We start from the raw sequence: 18,847 nt of genomic DNA, 5'->3' as shown, positions 1-18,847 counted from the left end.
CGATCACCAGCACCTGAAGCTGGCGTGTCTACCAATTTCACCACCTGGGCATTATCTGACAACGTTGCCGTCGTCGATGGCGCGCACTATACGCAGCGCTATTTTGGCTGTAAAGCCCTGCTATCAAAAAAACCTGGAAAATTTCGCCAGTGGTCGTGCAAGGTGCGTTCCGAGGGCTGCAAAGGCCTTTAAAACGCTTGTTGATGCCTGAAATTTCCCGTTTCAATACGCGTATGCCAAACTAACCCGCATATAGACAAGGTGAAAACTCTCTAATGGCCGATTGGCAGTCCCTCGATCCCGAGGCCGCTCGTGAAGCGGAAAAATATGAAAACCCTATTCCTAGCCGCGAACTGATCCTGGCGCATCTCGCCGATCGGGGTTCGCCTGCTAGCCGCGAGCAGTTGGTCGAAGAATTCGGTCTGACCACCGAAGACCAACTCGAAGCCCTGCGCCGCCGCCTGCGCGCCATGGAGCGCGACGCTCAACTGATCTACACCCGCCGTGGCACCTATGCGCCTGTGGACAAGCTCGACCTGATCCTTGGCCGCATTGCCGGTCACCGTGACGGCTTCGGCTTCCTGATCCCGGATGATGGCAGTGACGACCTGTTCATGAGCCCGGCGCAGATGCGCCTGGTGTTCGATGGCGACCGTGCGCTGGCACGCGTTTCCGGCCTCGACCGTCGCGGTCGCCGTGAGGGCGTGATCGTCGAAGTGGTGTCCCGTGGTCACGAGACCATCGTCGGCCGTTACTTCGAAGAAGGCGGCATCGGCTTTGTGGTGCCGGATAACCCCAAGGTGCAGCAGGAAGTGCTGATCACCCCGGGCCGCAACGCCAACGCCAAGATCGGCCAGTTCGTCGAGGTGAAGATCACCCACTGGCCAACCCCGCGCTTCCAGCCGCAGGGCGACGTGATCGAAGTGGTCGGCAACTACATGGCGCCGGGCATGGAAATCGATGTCGCGCTGCGCACCTACGACATCCCTCACGTATGGCCTGAAGCCGTCGTGAAAGAAGCCCGCAAGCTCAAGCCCGAAGTGGAAGAGAAGGACAAAGAGAAGCGTATCGACTTGCGCCATCTGCCGTTCGTCACCATCGACGGCGAAGACGCCCGCGACTTCGACGACGCGGTCTACTGCGAAGCCAAGCCTGGCAAGTTGCGCCTGTTCTCCGGCGGTTGGAAGTTGTACGTGGCGATCGCCGACGTTTCCAGCTACGTGAAAATCGGCTCGGCACTGGACAACGAAGCCCAGGTGCGCGGCAACTCGGTGTACTTCCCCGAGCGCGTGATCCCGATGCTGCCGGAAGAATTGTCCAACGGCCTGTGCTCGCTGAACCCGAAAGTCGACCGTTTGGCCATGGTGTGCGAGATGACTATCTCGAAAACCGGCGAAATGACCGATTACCAGTTCTACGAAGCGGTGATCCACTCCCAGGCGCGCCTGACCTACAACAAGGTCAGTACCATCCTGGAAACGCCGAAGACCAGCGAAGCCAAGGCCCTGCGTACTGAATACGCTGGCGTCGTGCCGCACCTCAAGCAGCTGTATGCGTTGTACAAGGTGTTGCTGGGCGCGCGTCACGTGCGTGGCGCGATCGATTTTGAAACCCAGGAAACCCGCATTGTCTTCGGTTCCGAGCGCAAGATCGCCGCGATCACCCCGACCACCCGCAACGACGCGCACAAGCTGATCGAGGAATGCATGCTGGCGGCCAACGTGGCCACTGCTGAATTCCTGAAAAAGCACGAAATCCCTGCGTTGTACCGTGTGCACGACGGCCCGCCGCCGGAGCGCCTGGAAAAACTGCGCGCGTTCCTCGGCGAACTCGGCCTGTCCCTGCACAAAGGCAAGGACGGCCCGACGCCGAAGGACTACCAGGCTCTGCTTGCGGGCATCAAGGACCGTCCGGATTACCACGTGATCCAGACCGTGATGCTGCGCTCCCTGAGCCAGGCGGTGTACAGCGCCGATAATCAGGGCCACTTCGGCCTGAATTACGAGGCGTACACCCACTTCACTTCGCCGATCCGCCGTTACCCGGACTTGCTCACGCACCGGGCGATCCGCAGCGTGATCCACTCCAAGCAGAACACCCCGCACGTCAAGCGCGCCGGTGCCATGACCATTCCGAAGGCGCGGATCTATCCGTACGACGAAGCGGCCCTGGAACAGTTGGGCGAGCAGTGCTCCATGAGCGAGCGCCGCGCCGACGAAGCCACCCGCGACGTGGTGAACTGGCTCAAGTGCGAGTTCATGAAAGACCGCGTGGGCGAGTCGTTCCCGGGTGTGATCACTGCCGTGACCGGCTTTGGCCTGTTCGTCGAGCTGACCGACATCTACGTCGAGGGCCTGGTGCACGTCACCGCGTTGCCGGGCGACTACTACCACTTCGATCCTGTGCATCACCGCCTGGCGGGCGAGCGCACCGGTCGCAGCTTCCGCTTGGGCGACACGGTGGAAGTGCAGGTCATGCGCGTCGATCTCGACGAGCGCAAGATCGACTTCGGCATGCCTGACAAACCGGCCGAACCGACTGGCCGGAAAAAACGTGGCAGCGACACCGCAGCCCCGGCCGCCAAGGGCAAGGGGGCTCCTGCGAAAGCGGCGGCGACCGAGCCTGCGCCGGCCAAGGCGGGTCGTCGTTCGTCTGCCAAGGACAAGGCCCCCGAAGCCTATCGCCCAAGTGACGCAGCGGCGAAAAACGCCGAACTGCGCAAGAGCCGTGAGTTGAAGCAGCAGTTGCTCAACGAAGCCAAAAGCGGTGGTAAAGCGGCGTCTGGGGGAAAGTCCCACGGGGCGGAAAAGCCGTCGAGCAAGCCGAGTAAACACCGTAAAGGCCCGCCAAAAGCGGGTTCGGCCCCCGCGAAAAGCGGCGGGTCGCGCAAACCTAAGGCCAAGTCATGAGTCTGGAAAAAATCTACGGCGTACACGCCGTAGAAGCATTGCTGCGTCACCACCCCAAGCGCGTCAAGCAAGTCTGGTTGGCCGAAGGTCGCAGCGAGCCGCGCGTGCAAGCACTGGTCGAGCTGGCCACTGCCAACAAAGTCGCGATCGGCCAGGCCGAGCGGCGTGAAATGGATGTGTGGGTGGAAGGTGTCCACCAGGGCGTGGTCGCGGACGTGAGCCCGAGCCAGGTCTGGGGCGAAGCCATGCTTGACGAGCTGCTCGACCGTACCGAAGGTGCGCCGCTGCTGCTGGTGCTGGACGGCGTGACCGACCCGCACAACCTCGGTGCCTGCCTGCGTTCGGCGGATGCCGCCGGCGCGCTGGCAGTGATCGTGCCCAAGGACAAGTCGGCGACCTTGACGCCGGTTGTACGTAAAGTCGCCTGTGGCGCGGCGGAAGTGATTCCGCTGGTAGCCGTGACCAACCTCGCGCGTACCCTGGAGAAACTCCAGCAGCGCGGCCTGTGGGTCGTGGGCACGGCGGGAGAGGCCGAGGTCAGCATCTATGACCAGGACCTCACCGGCCCGACCATCCTGATCATGGGCGCCGAAGGCAAAGGCATGCGTCGCCTGACCCGTGAGCATTGCGACTACTTGGTGCACCTGCCGATGGCCGGCAGCGTCAGCAGTCTCAACGTATCGGTCGCAACGGGCGTCTGCCTGTTCGAAGCTCAGCGCCAGCGCGGCGCCAAGGCTAAAGCCAAGAAATAAGCAAGTCTGGCGCAGGTCAAAATGTGGGAGGGGGCTTGCTCCCGAATACGGTGTATCAGCCAGTGCATTGGGTGACTGGCACACCGCTTTCGGGAGCAAGCCACCTCCCACATTTGTTTTGGTGGTGTATGGGCGCTGTTCAAATAATCACCAATCACCTTGCACCCTTTCTCCCCCTTCTCTACAATTGCGCCCCTTGCCTTCCTGGCAGGCACCGATGTGCCTCCCTGCGGCAAGATCCATAAGTGTCATTCACTCCTTGTCTGACCGTTTTTGAGCGGCAGGCTACAACCCGTAAGGAGCATTCATGCGTCATTACGAAATCATCTTTTTGGTCCACCCGGATCAAAGCGAGCAAGTCGGCGGCATGGTTGAGCGTTACACCAAGCTGATCGAAGAAGACGGCGGCAAAATCCACCGTCTGGAAGATTGGGGCCGTCGTCAACTGGCCTACGCAATCAACAATGTTCACAAGGCTCACTACGTGATGCTGAACGTTGAGTGCACTGGCAAGGCCCTGGCCGAGCTGGAAGACAACTTCCGCTACAACGATGCAGTGATCCGTAACCTGGTCATCCGTCGCGAAGAAGCCGTTACCGGCCAATCCGAGATGCTCAAGGCTGAAGAAAACCGCAGTGAGCGCCGTGAGCGTCGCGACCGTCCTGAGCACGAAGGCGCTGATAGCGCTGACAGTGATGACAGCGACAACAGCGATAACGCTGACGAGTAATCCACGGACCTTTTAAGGAGCCTATCAAATGGCACGTTTCTTCCGTCGTCGTAAATTCTGCCGCTTCACCGCTGAAGACGTGAAAGAGATCGATTACAAAGATCTCAACACTCTGAAAGCCTACGTATCCGAGACCGGCAAAATCGTTCCAAGCCGTATCACCGGTACCAAAGCACGTTATCAGCGTCAGCTGGCCACCGCTATCAAGCGCGCCCGCTTCCTGGCCCTGCTGGCCTACACCGACAGCCACGGCCGCTGAGACCGGGCAGTCGACAAGTAGTAAGGGATTGAATGCATGCGCGCCTTAGCTGAGTTCATCATGCGCGGTCGTGTGCAGGCCACTCTGGTAGTGGCTGGATGTGCGGCATTGCCGTTGCTTTATTGGTTGGGTGCTGCCGCAGGTTGCCTTGTGCTCCTGCGGCGCGGTTTGAAGGACGCCCTTGGCGTTCTTGCCCTGGGACTGCTGCCGGCCTTGGTCTGGTGGCTGCAATTCGACGATCCACGCGTGCTTCTGGTACTGCTGGGGTCATCGAGCCTTGCGTTGGTTTTACGCGCAAGCGAGTCCTGGGTCCGCACGCTGCTGGTCAGCGTGGCATTGGGGTTGGTGTACTCAGTAATGCTTGGCGCGGCTTTCCGCCCGCATATCGAGGCGCTGGCGCAGGAGATCGTCAAGATCCTGCCGCTGGCCCTCGGGGATCTCTACCAGCAGTTGACGGTAGATGAGCGAGCGCGCCTTGCGGCACTGATTGCACCGGTCCTGACCGGCCTGATAGCGGCACTGTTGCAGATCGTCAGCGTGCTGAGCCTGATTCTTGGGCGTTATTGGCAGGCGTTGTTGTACAACCCGGGTGGTTTTGGTCGCGAATTTCGCAGTATCAGAATCCCTGCGGGGCCGGCGATGTTGCTGCTGGCGTGCATGGTTGTCGGACCGAACTTCGGTCCACAGATGGCCTTGCTGGCGCCGATTTGCAGCGTACCGCTGGTGTTTGCCGGACTGGCCCTGATTCACGGGCTGGTTGCGCGAAAGCGCCTGGCCAAGTTCTGGCTGGTGGGGTTGTACGTCACGCTGTTGCTGTTCATGCAGCTGATCTATCCGTTACTCGTGGTCTTGGCCATTGTCGACGGCCTGATTGATTTTCGCGGTCGTCTCGCGTCGAAAGACGCCGATAACGCGAACGGTGAAGGTTAAAAGTTAGAGGATTTTCACATGCAACTGATCCTTCTGGAAAAAGTCGCCAACCTGGGCAACCTGGGCGACAAAGTGAACGTTAAGGCCGGCTACGGTCGTAACTACCTGCTGCCATACGGCAAAGCCACCGCTGCAACCGCTGCCAACCTGGCTGCGTTTGAAGAGCGTCGTGCTGAGCTGGAAAAAGCCGCAGCAGACAAAAAAGCATCGGCCGAAACTCGCGCTGCCCAACTGGCTGAGCTGGAAGTGACTATCACTGCCACCGCCGGTGACGAAGGCAAGCTGTTCGGTTCGATCGGCACCCACGACATCGCTGATGCACTGACCGCCTCCGGCGTTGAAGTGCAGAAGAGCGAAGTTCGTCTGCCGAACGGCACCATCCGCAACGTAGGCGAATTCGACGTAGCCGTGCACCTGCACGCTGAAGTTGAAGCCACCGTACGCGTTGTCGTGGTAGCAGCTTAAGCAGCACCTAACTGACTGGCACCTCGCGTGCCAGGCGGTTAACATCGGGCACGATCCTGTTTACAGGTCGTGCCTTTTGTTTTTCTACAAATCCCTAATTCCAAGTGGCCATGAACGATATTTCAGCTCCTGAGCAATACGATCTGCAAACCGCTGCCCTGAAGGTGCCGCCGCATTCCATCGAGGCCGAACAGGCCGTGCTCGGTGGCCTGATGCTGGATAACAACGCCTGGGAACGCGTGCTGGATCAAGTCTCGGACGGTGATTTCTATCGGCATGACCATCGCCTGATATTCCGTGCCATTGCCAAGCTGGCCGACCAGAACTCGCCGATCGACGTGGTGACACTGGCCGAACAGCTGGACAAGGAAGGCCAGACCTCTCAGGTCGGCGGCCTGGGTTATCTCGGCGAGCTGGCGAAAAACACACCGTCCGTCGCCAACATCAAGGCGTATGCGCAGATCGTCCGCGAGCGCGCCACGCTGCGCCAACTGATCGGCATCAGCACCGAGATCGCCGACAGTGCCTTCAACCCCGAAGGCCGTACCGCCGCCGAGATTCTCGACGAAGCCGAGCGCCAGATCTTCCAGATCGCCGAAGCGCGTCCCAAGACTGGCGGCCCGGTAGGCGTCAACGAGCTGTTGACCAAGGCCATCGACCGTATCGACACGTTGTTCAACACCGACAACGCGATCACCGGTATCTCCACCGGCTACACCGACCTCGACGAGAAAACCAGTGGCCTGCAGCCGGCTGACTTGATCATCGTCGCCGGCCGTCCATCCATGGGTAAAACCACCTTTGCGATGAACCTGGTGGAAAACGCGGTGTTGCGCAGCGACAAGACGGTACTGGTGTACTCCCTCGAGATGCCAGGCGAATCGCTGGTCATGCGTATGCTTTCCTCGCTCGGCCGTATCGACCAGACCAAGGTGCGTGCCGGTCGCCTGGAAGACGACGATTGGCCGCGCCTGACCTCGGCGGTCAACCTGCTCAACGACCGCAAGTTGTTCATCGATGACACTGCCGGTATCAGCCCGTCCGAGATGCGCGCACGTACCCGCCGCCTGGTGCGCGAGCACGGCGACATCGCCCTGATCATGATCGACTACCTGCAGTTGATGCAGATCCCGGGCTCCAGCGGCGACAACCGGACCAACGAGATTTCCGAAATCTCGCGGTCCCTGAAGGCCCTGGCCAAGGAATTCAACTGCCCGGTGGTGGCGCTGTCCCAGCTCAACCGTTCCCTGGAACAACGTCCCAACAAGCGCCCGGTGAACTCCGACTTGCGTGAATCCGGAGCGATCGAGCAGGACGCCGACGTCATCATGTTCGTGTACCGCGACGAGGTGTACCACCCCGAAACCGAGCACAAGGGCATTGCCGAGATCATCATCGGCAAGCAGCGGAACGGGCCGATCGGCTTTATCCGCCTGGCGTTCATCGGCAAGTACACGCGTTTCGAGAACCTGGCTCCGGGCAGTTACAACTTCGACGACGACGAGTAGGCCCCAGCGCCTTCAAGGGCCTGATCGCCGGCACGCCAGCGGCCACATCTGGATGTATTCACTAATCAGTGTGGGAGCGGGCTTGCCCGCGATGGCTTCAGCACAATTCCGACTATTGCCGTCGGAATTGGTCAAAATTTGTGCTATATTCCGCGCCCGCGATTTTTCATCTCAACACCGGTCACCGTCATGCAAACAGCCAAGCCGTTATTTGACTATCCCAAGTACTGGGCCGAATGTTTCGGTCCTGCGCCATTCCTGCCAATGAGCAGGGAGGAGATGGATCAGCTTGGCTGGGATTCCTGCGACATCATCATCGTCACCGGTGATGCGTACGTGGACCACCCATCGTTCGGCATGGCCATCATCGGCCGGCTGCTGGAGTCCCAGGGCTTTCGCGTCGGTATCATTGCCCAGCCGAACTGGCAGTCCAAAGACGACTTCATGAAGCTTGGCGAGCCGAACCTGTTCTTTGGCGTCGCGGCCGGCAACATGGACTCGATGATCAACCGCTACACCGCCGACAAGAAAATCCGTTCCGACGACGCCTACACCCCTGGCGGCATGGCCGGCAAACGCCCGGACCGCGCGAGCCTGGTGTACAGCCAGCGTTGCAAGGAAGCCTACAAGAACGTGCCGATCGTGCTCGGTGGCATCGAAGCCTCCCTGCGCCGCATCGCCCACTACGACTACTGGCAGGACCGTGTGCGCAACTCGATCCTGATCGACGCCACCGCCGATATCCTGCTGTACGGCAACGCCGAGCGCGCTATCGTCGAAGTGGCACAGCGCCTGTCGTGGGGTCACAAGATCGAAGACATTACCGACGTGCGCGGCACCGCGTTCATTCGTCGTGATACGCCGGCAGGCTGGTATGAAGTGGACTCCACGCGGATCGACCGTCCGGGCAAGATCGACAAGATCATCAACCCGTACGTGAACACCCAGGACACCCAGGCCTGCGCCATCGAGCAGGAAAAAGGCCCGCAGGACGATCCGGAAGAAGCCAAGGTCGTGCAGATCCTGGCCAGCCCGAAGATGACCCGCGACAAGACCGTGATCCGCCTGCCATCGGTGGAAAAGGTCCGTGGCGACGCGGTGCTGTATGCACACGCCAACCGCGTGCTGCACTTGGAAACCAACCCGGGCAACGCCCGCGCGCTGGTGCAGAAGCACGGTGAAGTGGACGTGTGGTTCAACCCGCCGCCGATTCCGATGACCACCGAAGAAATGGACTACGTGTTTGGCATGCCTTACGCCCGCGTTCCGCACCCGGTGTACGGCAAGGAAAAGATCCCGGCCTACGACATGATCCGTTTCTCGGTGAACATCATGCGTGGCTGCTTCGGCGGCTGCACCTTCTGCTCGATCACCGAGCACGAAGGTCGCATCATCCAGAACCGTTCCGAAGAGTCGATCATCCGCGAAATCGAAGAGATCCGCGACAAAGTGCCGGGCTTCACCGGCGTGATCTCCGACCTCGGCGGCCCGACCGCGAACATGTACCGCATCGCCTGCAAGAGCCCGGAAATCGAATCCGCGTGCCGCAAGCCGTCGTGTGTGTTCCCGGGTATCTGCCCGAACCTGAACACCGACCACTCCTCCTTGATCCAGCTGTACCGCAGCGCCCGTGCGTTGCCGGGGGTGAAGAAGATTTTGATCGCTTCCGGCCTGCGCTACGACCTCGCGGTCGAGTCGCCGGAGTACGTCAAGGAACTGGTCACCCACCACGTCGGTGGTTACCTCAAGATCGCCCCGGAACACACCGAGGAAGGTCCGCTCAACCAGATGATGAAGCCGGGCATTGGCAGCTATGACAAGTTCAAGCGCATGTTCGAGAAGTACACCAAGGAAGCGGGCAAGGAGCAGTACCTGATCCCGTACTTCATCGCCGCCCACCCGGGCACCACCGATGAAGACATGATGAACCTGGCCTTGTGGCTCAAGGGCAACGGCTTCCGCGCCGACCAGGTGCAGGCGTTCTACCCGTCGCCGATGGCCACCGCCACCGCGATGTACCACTCGGGCAAGAACCCGCTGCGCAAGGTCACCTACAAGAGCGACGCGGTAACCATCGTCAAGAGCGAAGAGCAGCGCCGCCTGCACAAGGCCTTCTTGCGCTACCACGACCCGAAAGGCTGGCCGATGTTGCGTGAAGCGCTGACCCGTATGGGCCGTGCCGATTTGATCGGCCCGGGCAAGGACCAACTGATCCCGCTGCATCAGCCGAGCACCGACAGCTACCAGAGCGCGCGTCGCAAGAACTCGACGCCGGCCGGCAGCCACAAGGTCGCCAAGGAAACCACCACCCGGATCCTCACCCAGCACACCGGCCTGCCACCGCGTGGCAGCGACGGCAGCAACCCGTGGGACAAGCGCGAGCAAGCCAAGGCCGCCGCCCAGGCGCGCAACAAGCAGGCAGCCAAGGAACGCGCGGATGCGGCCAAGGGCAAGGGCGGCAAGCCTGCGCGCAAGCCGGTCGTGCCGCGCTGATCGCAACCTGAATATGCCAAACGCCAGCCTCGTGCTGGCGTTTTGCTTTCTATTCGCTGGCGTACCTGTTTGTTAAGGTGGCGCCCATTGAATCGCCTTCGCGAGCAAGCCCGCTCCCACATTTGTCCGAGTTCCAGCATGAGAATGCGCGCGAATGTGGGAGCGGGCTTGCTCGCGAAGGCGTCAGTTCAGGCACCCTTCATTTCAAGGAAGAACACCCATGAGCAACCCGCTGCTCAACATTGGCATGGACTCCAACCGCTCCCAATTCATGGCGCGCCAGCGCATCGAAAGCCAGATCAACCTGCCGCGCCTGTTCGCTGCCATCGATGCCGACCCCGCCATTGTCGGTGCCGGTGTTGTGTATATCGATGCCGAGTTCAACGTCGTCACTCTGCGCGAATTCCAGCCTATCTGCAGCATCGCACCCAAGCGGTTGATCCTGCGTGAGGCACAGAAGTACATCGCGCCAACGCAATTCGCCCAACAGGTGCAAGACAACCCGCGTGAGTCCCGGCTGGTGGGCGAAGCGGTCAATACCACGCTGTCGTGTGCCGGCGCGGTCATCGGTTGGATTGTGGTGCTCAGTGGTTCCGTCGCGGTCCCGTTTTCGGCAGGCGCCAGTTCGGTGGTCGTGGCGCTCGGCTACACGGCTGCGGCAGCCAGTTCCGTGCAGTGTTTTGCCAGCGGCTATCGCACGGTCAATGAGATCCGTAACCCCGCGCGCAATGATCAGCTCGACAGTGAGGAGTGGTACCAATACACCATGATTGCCCTGGATGCGGCGTCGTTGGTCGGGGTCGGTTCATCGGCGCTGGCAACGGTCAAGCTGGTGCGGCTGAATAAGGCCGCCACCGGAAAAAGTGTGAGGGAGGTGCTCAGGGGCCTGAATCGACAGGAGCGCGCCAAGTTGACCAAAGAACTGTTGAGCATCAACGATCCACGCCTGACGTCCAAGATGATCAAGCTGAAGCAGTTGTCGGGCGAATTGCCTAAGCGGTTCACGCCCACCGAGGTCAAACATGCAACGGTCACGCAGATCAAGGATGCCTTGGGCGCAGTCATTGGTTTTACCGGCAGCGCAGTGTCGGGGAACGTGCGCACGATTGCCGTAGGGCTGTATGAGGAGGCGGAGCAATGAACGAACTGCCCAGCATTCGCAGTTTTCTGTCGACGTATTTCCCGGTTTTCATGGGGGCGATATTTGCCTCGATTTTCACCCTCGTGTTTACGGTTCCGGTGTTCTTCGACAGCTATTTGCCCAGCCTGTCCATGGCAGATAACGCCAAGTACGCCTTCCTGGTGGGTATCGCGCTCACGCTAATCATCGTGCACTGCAATTTCATGATCGCCCGCGGGCATCCCCAATGGACGTGGCCGGTCGTGGTGCTTTTGGGGGTGTGCTTTCTGAGTGTACTGCCAACCCTCAATGATCAACCGAATGCGCTGATGTATGCCTTGAGCCTGTTGTTCCCATTGCTTGGGCTATTGCTGTTCAACAGCAAGCGTCACCGTGAAATGCGCCAGAAACTGGTCGAAGTCCGCCACCTGCGCGAAGCCATCAGCGCCCGCCAAAAAGCTCGCTGACTGGGTAGATTCACCACCCCCGCTCACATGACCGCCACATAAATGTGCAACCCTCGCACCATTACCGCAGCCACGGCGCCGTTTTGGTGCTGTACTGCACCGGGTCCCACGATAAAGCGCAATGACCGCCGCTCTGGCATAAGTCTTGCGCGCGTTGTGTCCATGCCCTGGCTCGCAGGAGGCCGCCGTGTCGATTCATGTCGCGTTGCACCACGTTACGCATTACCGCTATGACCGCGCTGTCGAACTCGGCCCACAGATCGTGCGTTTGCGCCCGGCGGCTCATAGCCGCACGCGGATTTTGTCCTACGCGCTGAAAGTGCTGCCCGAGCAGCACTTCATCAATTGGCAGCAGGACCCCCAGGGCAATTACCTGGCGCGGCTGGTGTTTCCGGAAAAGACCGACGAGTTGCGCATCGAAGTCGACCTGGTCGCCGAGATGGCGGTGTTCAACCCATTCGACTTTTTTCTCGAGCCCTACGCCGAAAAAATCCCGTTCACCTACGCCGCCGATGAGCAGCGCGAGCTGGCGCCGTACCTGGAAACCTTGCCGCTGACGCCGAGATTTGCCGCCTACCTTGCCGGCATCGACCGTACGCCGCTGCCGGCCGTGGATTTCCTGGTCGGCCTCAACCAGCGCCTGGCTGCCGATATCGGTTACCTGATCCGCATGGAACCGGGCGTGCAGACCCCGGAATTTACCCTGGAAAACGCCTCCGGTTCCTGCCGCGATTCGGCCTGGCTGCTGGTGCAATTGTTGCGCAACCTGGGCTTGGCGGCGCGGTTTGTGTCCGGCTATCTGATCCAGCTCACCGCCGACGTCAAAGCCCTCGACGGCCCGTCCGGCACGGAGGTGGACTTCACCGACCTGCACGCCTGGTGCGAGGTGTATCTGCCCGGCGCCGGCTGGATTGGTCTGGATGCCACCTCCGGGCTGTTCGCCGGTGAAGGGCATATCCCGCTCGCTTGCAGTCCCGATCCATCATCTGCCGCGCCAATCAGTGGGTTGGTTGAGCCCTGCGAGTGCGAATTTACCCACGAGATGTCGGTTGAACGCATTTGGGAAGCGCCACGCGTCACCAAGCCCTACACCGAAGAGCAATGGCTGGCGATCCAGGCCCTGGGCCGGCAGATTGACGGCGACCTGCTCAAGGATGACGTGCGCCTGACCATGGGCGGCGAGCCGACCTTCGTGTCCATCGACGACCCCGACGGCGCCGAGTGGAACACCGCCGCCCTCGGGCCGGACAAGCGACGGCTGTCCGCCGAGCTGTTCCAGCGCATGCGCAAGCACTACGCGCCCAAAGGCCTGGTGCACTTCGGCCAGGGCAAGTGGTACCCCGGCGAGCAACTGCCGCGTTGGTCGCTCAATTGTTACTGGCGCCGCGACGGCGTGCCGATCTGGCACAACAGCGCGCTGATCGCCGATGAACAACAGGACTACGGTGCCGATGGCGCGCTGGCCGGGCGTTTTCTGGCCAGCGTCGCCGAGCGTCTGAAGCTGCCGGCGCGTTTCGTGTTCCCGGCCTTCGAAGACAATTTCTACTACCTGTGGCGCGAAGGCGCGCTGCCGCAAAACGTCACCGCCCAAGACCCGCGCCTGAGTGATGACCTTGAGCGCGAACGCCTGCGCAAAGTGTTCAGCCAGGGCCTGGATAAAGTCATCGGCCAGGTGCTGCCGCTGGCGCGCACCGCCGCCAATGATCGCTGGCAGAGCGGGCGCTGGTACTTGCGCGATAACCATTGCCGTCTGGTGCCGGGCGATTCGCCGCTGGGCTATCGCCTGCCCTTGGCCTCGCAACCGTGGGTGACGGCGGCGGAATATCCCTTTGTGCATCCCACCGACCCGAACCAGGATCAGCCGGGGCTGCCGACAACCGCGCAACTGCAGAGCCACGGTGAACCTGCGCCGAGCGACGAGCGCGTGCCGAAGGTAGACGAGTCAGCCGACTGGCTGACCCGTACCGCCCTGTGCGCCGAGGCCAGGGAAGGGCGCCTCTACCTGTTTATGCCGCCGCTGGAGCGCGTCGAGGATTACCTGGAGCTGGTGGCCGCCATCGAAGCCACCGCCGAAGAGCTGCTTTGCCCGGTGCTGCTCGAAGGCTACGAGCCGCCGGCGGATACGCGCCTGAGCAACTTCCGCGTTACGCCGGACCCTGGTGTGATCGAGGTCAACGTGCAGCCGTCCGCCACCTGGGACGAGTTGGTGGAGCGCACCGAATTCCTCTACGAAGAGGCTCGGCAAACCCGGCTGACCACCGAGAAATTCATGATCGACGGCCGTCACACCGGCACCGGCGGCGGTAACCACTTTGTACTCGGCGGCGCCACGCCCAAGGATTCACCGTTCCTGCGCAGGCCGGATTTGCTGCGCAGTCTGATCAGCTACTGGCATAACCATCCTTCGCTGTCGTACCTGTTTTCCGGGCTGTTCATCGGCCCGACTTCCCAGGCGCCACGGGTCGACGAAGCACGCAACGATGCGCTGTACGAGCTGGAAATCGCCTTCGCGCAAATGCCCGAACCGGGCGAGGAGTGCCCGCCGTGGTTGGTGGACCGCTTGCTGCGCAACCTGCTGATCGACGTGACTGGCAACACCCACCGCGCCGAGTTCTGCATCGACAAACTCTACTCACCGGATGGTGCCACCGGCCGCCTGGGCCTGCTGGAATTGCGCGCCTTTGAAATGCCGCCCCACGCGCGCATGAGCTTGACCCAGCAGCTGTTGCTGCGCGCGTTGGTCGCGCGCTTCTGGCGTGAGCCCTATGCACCGCCAAAACTGGCGCGCTGGGGCACCGAACTGCACGACCGTTTCCTGCTGCCGCACGTTATCGAGCAGGACTTTGCCGATGTGATCGTCGAACTCAATGCTGCCGGTTACCCACTGCGCGCCGAATGGTTTGCCGCGCACCTGGAATTCCGTTTTCCCAAGGTCGGCGACTACGCAGTCAGCGGCATCGAACTGGAACTGCGCCAGGCCCTGGAGCCCTGGCATGTACTCGGTGAAGAGGGCGCGGTGGGCGGCACGGTGCGCTATGTCGATTCATCGCTGGAGCGCTTGCAGGTGAAGTTGAGCGGCTTGCCGCCGCAGCGTTATCTGCTGACCTGCAATGGCATTCCCGTGCCGCTGCAACCCACCGGGCGCGTCGGCGAGTTCGTTGCCGGCGTGCGTTACCGCGCCTGGCAACCGGCCAACTGTCTGCAACCGACCATCGCGGTGCATGCGCCGTTGGTATTCGATCTGCTCGACACCTGGATGCAGCGCTCCCTGGGCGGCTGCCAGTACCACGTGGCCCATCCGGGCGGGCGCAACTACGACAGCTTGCCGGTGAATGCCAATGAAGCCGAGAGCCGGCGGATGGCGCGGTTTTTCAGGTTGGGGCATACGCCTGGGAAGCTGCAGGTACCGACGATGATCATCAACGATGAGCTACCGATGACCCTGGATTTACGGCGTTTCCCCAATAAAAATGACTGAACGCGGTTCAAAAAATGTGGGAGCTGGCTTGCCTGCGATAGCGGTGTATCAGCCAGCCAATAAGATGACTGGAAAACCGCTGTCGCAGGCAAGCCAGCTCCCACATTGGATCGCAGTAAATTTGAGTTAATCTGACTTCCCTTGCCTCTGCCGAGCGTTCCATGCCCGACTTGCTCGACCGTTACCCGCTGACTGCGGGCACTTATCACGAACTGCTCGACGACAGCGGCGCGGTGCGTGCCCATTGGCAGCGCCTGCTCGATCACCTGCAGCGCAGCACTCCCGCGCAACTGGCCCAGCGCCAGGCGCTGCTGACCCGGCAGATCCAGGAAAATGGCGTGACCTACAACGTCTACGCCGACCCCAAGGGCGCTGACCGTCCGTGGGAATTGGACCTGTTGCCGCACGTACTGGCTGCCGATGAGTGGCAGCAGCTGGCAGCGGGTATCGCCCAGCGGGCGCGCCTGCTCAATGCGGTGCTGGCTGACCTGTATGGGCCGCAACGCTTGATCACCGAGGGCTTGCTGCCCGCTGAGCTGGTGTTCGGGCACAACAACTTCCTGTGGCCGTGCCAGGGCATCCAGCCGCCGGACGGCGCGTTCCTGCACCTGTATGCGGTGGATCTGGCACGCACCCCGGATGGCCGTTGGTGGGTGACGGCCGACCGCACGCAAGCGCCGTCGGGGGCTGGCTATGCCCTGGAAAACCGTACCATCGTGTCGCGGGCGTTTCCGGACCTGTACCGCGACCTGCAGGTGCAGCACCTCACCGGTTTCTTCCGCACGCTGCAGGAAACCCTGGCCCGCCAGGCGCCCGGCGATGACCAGCCGCCGCTGATCGTGCTGCTCACACCCGGGCGTTTCAACGAGAGCTATTTCGAACACCTCTACCTCGCGCGCCAGCTCGGCTACCCGCTGGTGGAGGGCGGCGACCTCACCGTGCGCGACAGCACCGTCTTCCTCAAGACCCTCAGCGGCCTGCGCCGGGTGCACGCCATCATGCGGCGCCTGGATGACGACTTCTGCGACCCGCTGGAGCTGCGTACCGACTCGGCGCTCGGCGTGCCCGGCCTGCTCGACGCCGTGCGCCAGGGCAATGTGCTGGTGGCCAATGCCCTGGGCAGCGGCGTGCTGGAGTCGCCGGGGTTGCTCGGTTTCCTGCCGAAGATCAACCAGTTCCTGTTTGGCGAAGAGCTGATCCTGCCGTCCATCGCCACTTGGTGGTGCGGTGAAGCGCCGGTGCTGGCCGAAGCCCTGGAGAAATTGCCGGAGCTGCTGATCAAGCCGGCGTTTCCGTCGCAAAGCTTCACCCCGGTATTTGGCCGCGACTTGAATGACGAGCAGCGCCAGGCCCTCGCCGAACGCATGCGCGCGCGGCCTTACGCGTATGTCGCCCAGGAGTTGGCGCAGCTGTCCCAGGCGCCGGTGTGGCACACCGTGGATGATCACCTGCAGCACCGCGCCATCGGCATGCGTGTGTATGCAGTGGCCAGCGAGGATGGCTACCGCGTGCTGCCCGGCGGCCTGACCCGCGTGGCGGCCGAAGCCGATGCCGAGGTGGTATCGATGCAACGCGGTGGCGCCAGCAAGGACACCTGGGTCCTCGGTGAACGGGCTGCCGGTGGCGAGCACTGGCGCGCGCAACGGGCGATTGGCGCGCATGATCTGGTGCGCCGTGACCCGTATCTGCCGTCACGGGTGGTGGAAAACCTGTTCTGGTTCGGGCGTTATTGCGAGCGCTGCGATGACAGTGCGCGCTGGCTGCGCATTGTGCTGGCGCGCTACGTCGATGGCGACGATCCGCTGGCGCTGCAGGCCGCGGTCGAGCTGGGTGAGAACTTGCGTTTGTTGCCGGAGGAAGGCGAGTTGCCCGAGCGCCTGCTCGCGGCGTTGCTCGGCGATGACTGGCCGTCGAGCCTGCGTGCCAACCTGCAGCGCCTGCAGTGGGCAGCGTCGCAGGTGCGCGGCAAGTTGTCCCGCGAGAACTGGCAGGCCTTGGTCGAGCTGCAGCGCGAAGCCTTGGAGCTGGAAAGCGAAAGCCCGGATTTTGGCGAGTTGCTGGATTTTCTCAACCGCCTGGTGATGTCCCTGGCGGCACTGTCCGGCTTTGCGCTGGACGACATGACCCGCGATGAAGGCTGGCGCTTTTTGATGATGGGCCGGCGCATCGAGCGCCTGCAATTTCTCAGCAGCAGCCTGGCGGCATTCCTGCGCGGCGTAGCTGTGTTCGACCAGGCGGGGCTGGAGTGGTTGCTGGAGTTGGGCAACAGCAGCATCACCTATCGCTCGCGCTACCTGGCGGTGCCGCAACTGATCCCGGTGCTGGACTTGTTGCTGCTGGATGAGCAGAACCCCCACGCCGTGCTGTTCCAGCTGAAACTGGTGAGCCGCACCTTGCGTCGCCTCAACGACGACTTCGGCGTACCGCGCGAAACCGGCCTGGCGCCGTTGGTCGAGCGCCTCGCGCGTTTCGACCTGGGCTGCCTGGAAAACCCGCTGTTTGGCGAGTCCAGCGTGCGCGCCGCGCTGGAGGGGCTGGCCGACCTTTTGCAGGCGGTCGCCGATGAAAGCGGGCAAGTGTCGGACCGCCTGGCGTTGCGTCACTTTGCCCATGTGGATGATGTCAGTCAGCAAACGGTGTCGGTGTGATGAGTGCGCGCTACCAGATTTTCCACGATACCCACTACCACTACGACAGCCCGGTGTCCCTGGCCCAGCAGCTGGCGCACCTGTGGCCGCGCCCCTGTGCCTGGCAGCGCTGCAGTGCGCAGCAGCTGGAGATCAGCCCACCGCCGTCTTCGCGTCGCGATGAGCTGGACGTGTTCGGCAACCCGATCACACGGCTGGCGTTCGAGCGGCCCCATGATGAATTGCTGGTGAATGCCGGGCTCACCGTCGAAGTGCTGGCGCGGCCGACGCTGGATTTCCAGCAGTCACCGCCTTGGGACCAGACCCGTGACAGCCTGACCTACAGCAGCCAGCCGCTGTCGCCACAGCTGGTCGAAGCGTGCCGCTATCGCTTCGAATCGCCCTATGTGCACCTGAAGAAAACCTTCGTCGAGTTTTCCGAGAGCTGTTTCCCTCCCGGCAAACCGTTGCTGTTGGGCGTGCAGGCCTTGATGGAAAAGATCTTCAGCGAATTTACCTTCGATGCCGAAGCCACCCAGGTCGCCACGCCGCTGGTGGAAGTGCTGGAGCGCCGGCGCGGCGTGTGCCAGGACTTCGCCCACCTGATGCTCGCGTGCCTGCGCTCGCGAGGCCTGGCGGCGCGGTATATCAGCGGTTACCTGTTGACCCAGCCACCGCCCGGCCAGCCACGGCTGATCGGCGCCGATGCGTCACATGCGTGGGTTTCGGTGTATTGCCCGGTCGCAGGGTGGGTGGATTTTGATCCGACGAACAATGTACAGCCGGCACTGGAACACATCACCCTGGCCTGGGGCCGGGACTTTTCCGATGTATCGCCGTTGCGCGGGGTGATCCTGGGGGGAGGCAGCCATGACCCGGAAGTGCGGGTAACGGTGATGCCGCTGGAGTGAGGACCGGGCTTCTTAATTTGTGGCGAGCGGGCTTGCCCCGCGTTGGGCTGCGCAGCAGCCCTGAAGCCTGAAACTGCGGTCTATCTGAACTAGCGGGGGATAGATTGGGGCCGCTTCGCAGCCCAACGCGGGGCAAGCCCGCTCGCCACAACAAGCCCGCTTGTCACCGCAAGTCCGATAGCCACGACAAGCCCGCTT

General features: G+C 62.0%; 13 protein-coding genes and 1 tRNA gene (1 of these 14 running past the window's edge). 13 read left to right on the top strand and 1 reads right to left on the bottom strand.

Annotation, left to right across the window (positions count from 1 at the left end):
- Positions 1–50: transfer RNA gene (locus tag AC07OJ_RS18790), tRNA-Leu, on the bottom strand (it extends 137 nt beyond the left edge of the window).
- A gap of 225 nt (positions 51–275) precedes the next feature.
- Between AC07OJ_RS18790 and rnr the strand changes: the two genes are divergently transcribed.
- The 13 genes from rnr (at position 276) to AC07OJ_RS18725 (ending at position 18,649) form a co-directional block, all read left to right on the top strand.
- The gene (gene rnr / locus AC07OJ_RS18785) at positions 276–2,909 is read left to right on the top strand and encodes a ribonuclease R (RefSeq protein ID WP_495094970.1); all 2,634 of its coding nucleotides are present in this window, start codon (positions 276–278) and stop codon (positions 2,907–2,909) included.
- Positions 2,906–3,661, top strand: coding sequence for a 23S rRNA (guanosine(2251)-2'-O)-methyltransferase RlmB (rlmB, locus tag AC07OJ_RS18780; protein WP_065900136.1), 756 nt, complete (start codon positions 2,906–2,908; stop codon positions 3,659–3,661). Before rnr ends, rlmB begins: the two co-directional genes overlap by 4 nt.
- A 307-nt stretch (positions 3,662–3,968) precedes the next feature.
- Positions 3,969–4,391: a 30S ribosomal protein S6 gene (gene rpsF / locus AC07OJ_RS18775; protein WP_003236224.1), complete on the top strand. Its 423-nt coding sequence runs from the start codon at positions 3,969–3,971 to the stop codon at positions 4,389–4,391.
- A 28-nt stretch (positions 4,392–4,419) separates the two neighbouring features.
- Positions 4,420–4,650, top strand: a complete 231-nt coding sequence (gene rpsR / locus AC07OJ_RS18770; protein ID WP_002551829.1) for a 30S ribosomal protein S18 — start codon at positions 4,420–4,422, stop codon at positions 4,648–4,650.
- Between the two features lie 36 nt (positions 4,651–4,686).
- Complete coding sequence (locus AC07OJ_RS18765) at positions 4,687–5,580, top strand: YybS family protein (RefSeq protein ID WP_065900138.1); 894 nt, start codon at positions 4,687–4,689, stop codon at positions 5,578–5,580.
- An 18-nt stretch (positions 5,581–5,598) separates the two neighbouring features.
- Positions 5,599–6,045 carry a 50S ribosomal protein L9 gene (gene rplI, locus AC07OJ_RS18760; protein WP_003171376.1) on the top strand — a complete coding sequence of 149 codons (447 nt, stop codon included), beginning with the start codon at positions 5,599–5,601 and terminating at the stop codon, positions 6,043–6,045.
- A gap of 110 nt (positions 6,046–6,155) precedes the next feature.
- Entirely contained in the window at positions 6,156–7,553 is a 1,398-nt protein-coding gene (gene dnaB, locus AC07OJ_RS18755; RefSeq protein WP_065900140.1) for a replicative DNA helicase, read from the top strand.
- A gap of 189 nt (positions 7,554–7,742) precedes the next feature.
- Positions 7,743–10,046, top strand: coding sequence for a YgiQ family radical SAM protein (locus AC07OJ_RS18750; protein ID WP_065900141.1), 2,304 nt, complete (start codon positions 7,743–7,745; stop codon positions 10,044–10,046).
- Between the two features lie 220 nt (positions 10,047–10,266).
- The gene (ssp4, locus tag AC07OJ_RS18745; protein WP_065900142.1) at positions 10,267–11,187 is read left to right on the top strand and encodes an Ssp4 family T6SS effector; all 921 of its coding nucleotides are present in this window, start codon (positions 10,267–10,269) and stop codon (positions 11,185–11,187) included.
- Positions 11,184–11,633 carry a hypothetical protein gene (locus tag AC07OJ_RS18740; protein ID WP_495094969.1) on the top strand — a complete coding sequence of 150 codons (450 nt, stop codon included), beginning with the start codon at positions 11,184–11,186 and terminating at the stop codon, positions 11,631–11,633. Before ssp4 ends, AC07OJ_RS18740 begins: the two co-directional genes overlap by 4 nt.
- Before the next feature lie 187 nt (positions 11,634–11,820).
- Positions 11,821–15,111, top strand: a complete 3,291-nt coding sequence (locus AC07OJ_RS18735) for a transglutaminase family protein (protein ID WP_106805313.1) — start codon at positions 11,821–11,823, stop codon at positions 15,109–15,111.
- Positions 15,112–15,272: 161 nt separating this feature from the next.
- Positions 15,273–17,759, top strand: coding sequence for a circularly permuted type 2 ATP-grasp protein (locus AC07OJ_RS18730; protein ID WP_495094968.1), 2,487 nt, complete (start codon positions 15,273–15,275; stop codon positions 17,757–17,759).
- Positions 17,759–18,649: a transglutaminase family protein gene (locus tag AC07OJ_RS18725; RefSeq protein ID WP_065900151.1), complete on the top strand. Its 891-nt coding sequence runs from the start codon at positions 17,759–17,761 to the stop codon at positions 18,647–18,649. Before AC07OJ_RS18730 ends, AC07OJ_RS18725 begins: the two co-directional genes overlap by 1 nt.
- The last annotated feature ends 198 nt before the right edge of the window (positions 18,650–18,847 follow it).

It is taken from the genome of Pseudomonas sp. GW821-FHT09C08 (genome assembly GCF_059418125.1).
This window is presented reverse-complemented; position numbering and strand designations above follow the sequence as displayed.

What these genes read in the sequence shown, in the direction of transcription:
- rnr (WP_495094970.1), top strand. Translation starts at nt 276, where the DNA reads ATGGCCGATTGGCAGTCCCTCGATCCCGAGGCCGCTCGTGAAGCGGAA.
- AC07OJ_RS18725 (WP_065900151.1), top strand. Translation starts at nt 17,759, where the DNA reads ATGAGTGCGCGCTACCAGATTTTCCACGATACCCACTACCACTACGAC.
- ssp4 (WP_065900142.1), top strand. Translation starts at nt 10,267, where the DNA reads ATGAGCAACCCGCTGCTCAACATTGGCATGGACTCCAACCGCTCCCAA.
- rlmB (WP_065900136.1), top strand. Translation starts at nt 2,906, where the DNA reads ATGAGTCTGGAAAAAATCTACGGCGTACACGCCGTAGAAGCATTGCTG.
- rpsR (WP_002551829.1), top strand. Translation starts at nt 4,420, where the DNA reads ATGGCACGTTTCTTCCGTCGTCGTAAATTCTGCCGCTTCACCGCTGAA.
- rplI (WP_003171376.1), top strand. Translation starts at nt 5,599, where the DNA reads ATGCAACTGATCCTTCTGGAAAAAGTCGCCAACCTGGGCAACCTGGGC.
- rpsF (WP_003236224.1), top strand. Translation starts at nt 3,969, where the DNA reads ATGCGTCATTACGAAATCATCTTTTTGGTCCACCCGGATCAAAGCGAG.
- AC07OJ_RS18740 (WP_495094969.1), top strand. Translation starts at nt 11,184, where the DNA reads ATGAACGAACTGCCCAGCATTCGCAGTTTTCTGTCGACGTATTTCCCG.
- AC07OJ_RS18730 (WP_495094968.1), top strand. Translation starts at nt 15,273, where the DNA reads ATGCCCGACTTGCTCGACCGTTACCCGCTGACTGCGGGCACTTATCAC.
- dnaB (WP_065900140.1), top strand. Translation starts at nt 6,156, where the DNA reads ATGAACGATATTTCAGCTCCTGAGCAATACGATCTGCAAACCGCTGCC.
- AC07OJ_RS18765 (WP_065900138.1), top strand. Translation starts at nt 4,687, where the DNA reads ATGCGCGCCTTAGCTGAGTTCATCATGCGCGGTCGTGTGCAGGCCACT.
- AC07OJ_RS18750 (WP_065900141.1), top strand. Translation starts at nt 7,743, where the DNA reads ATGCAAACAGCCAAGCCGTTATTTGACTATCCCAAGTACTGGGCCGAA.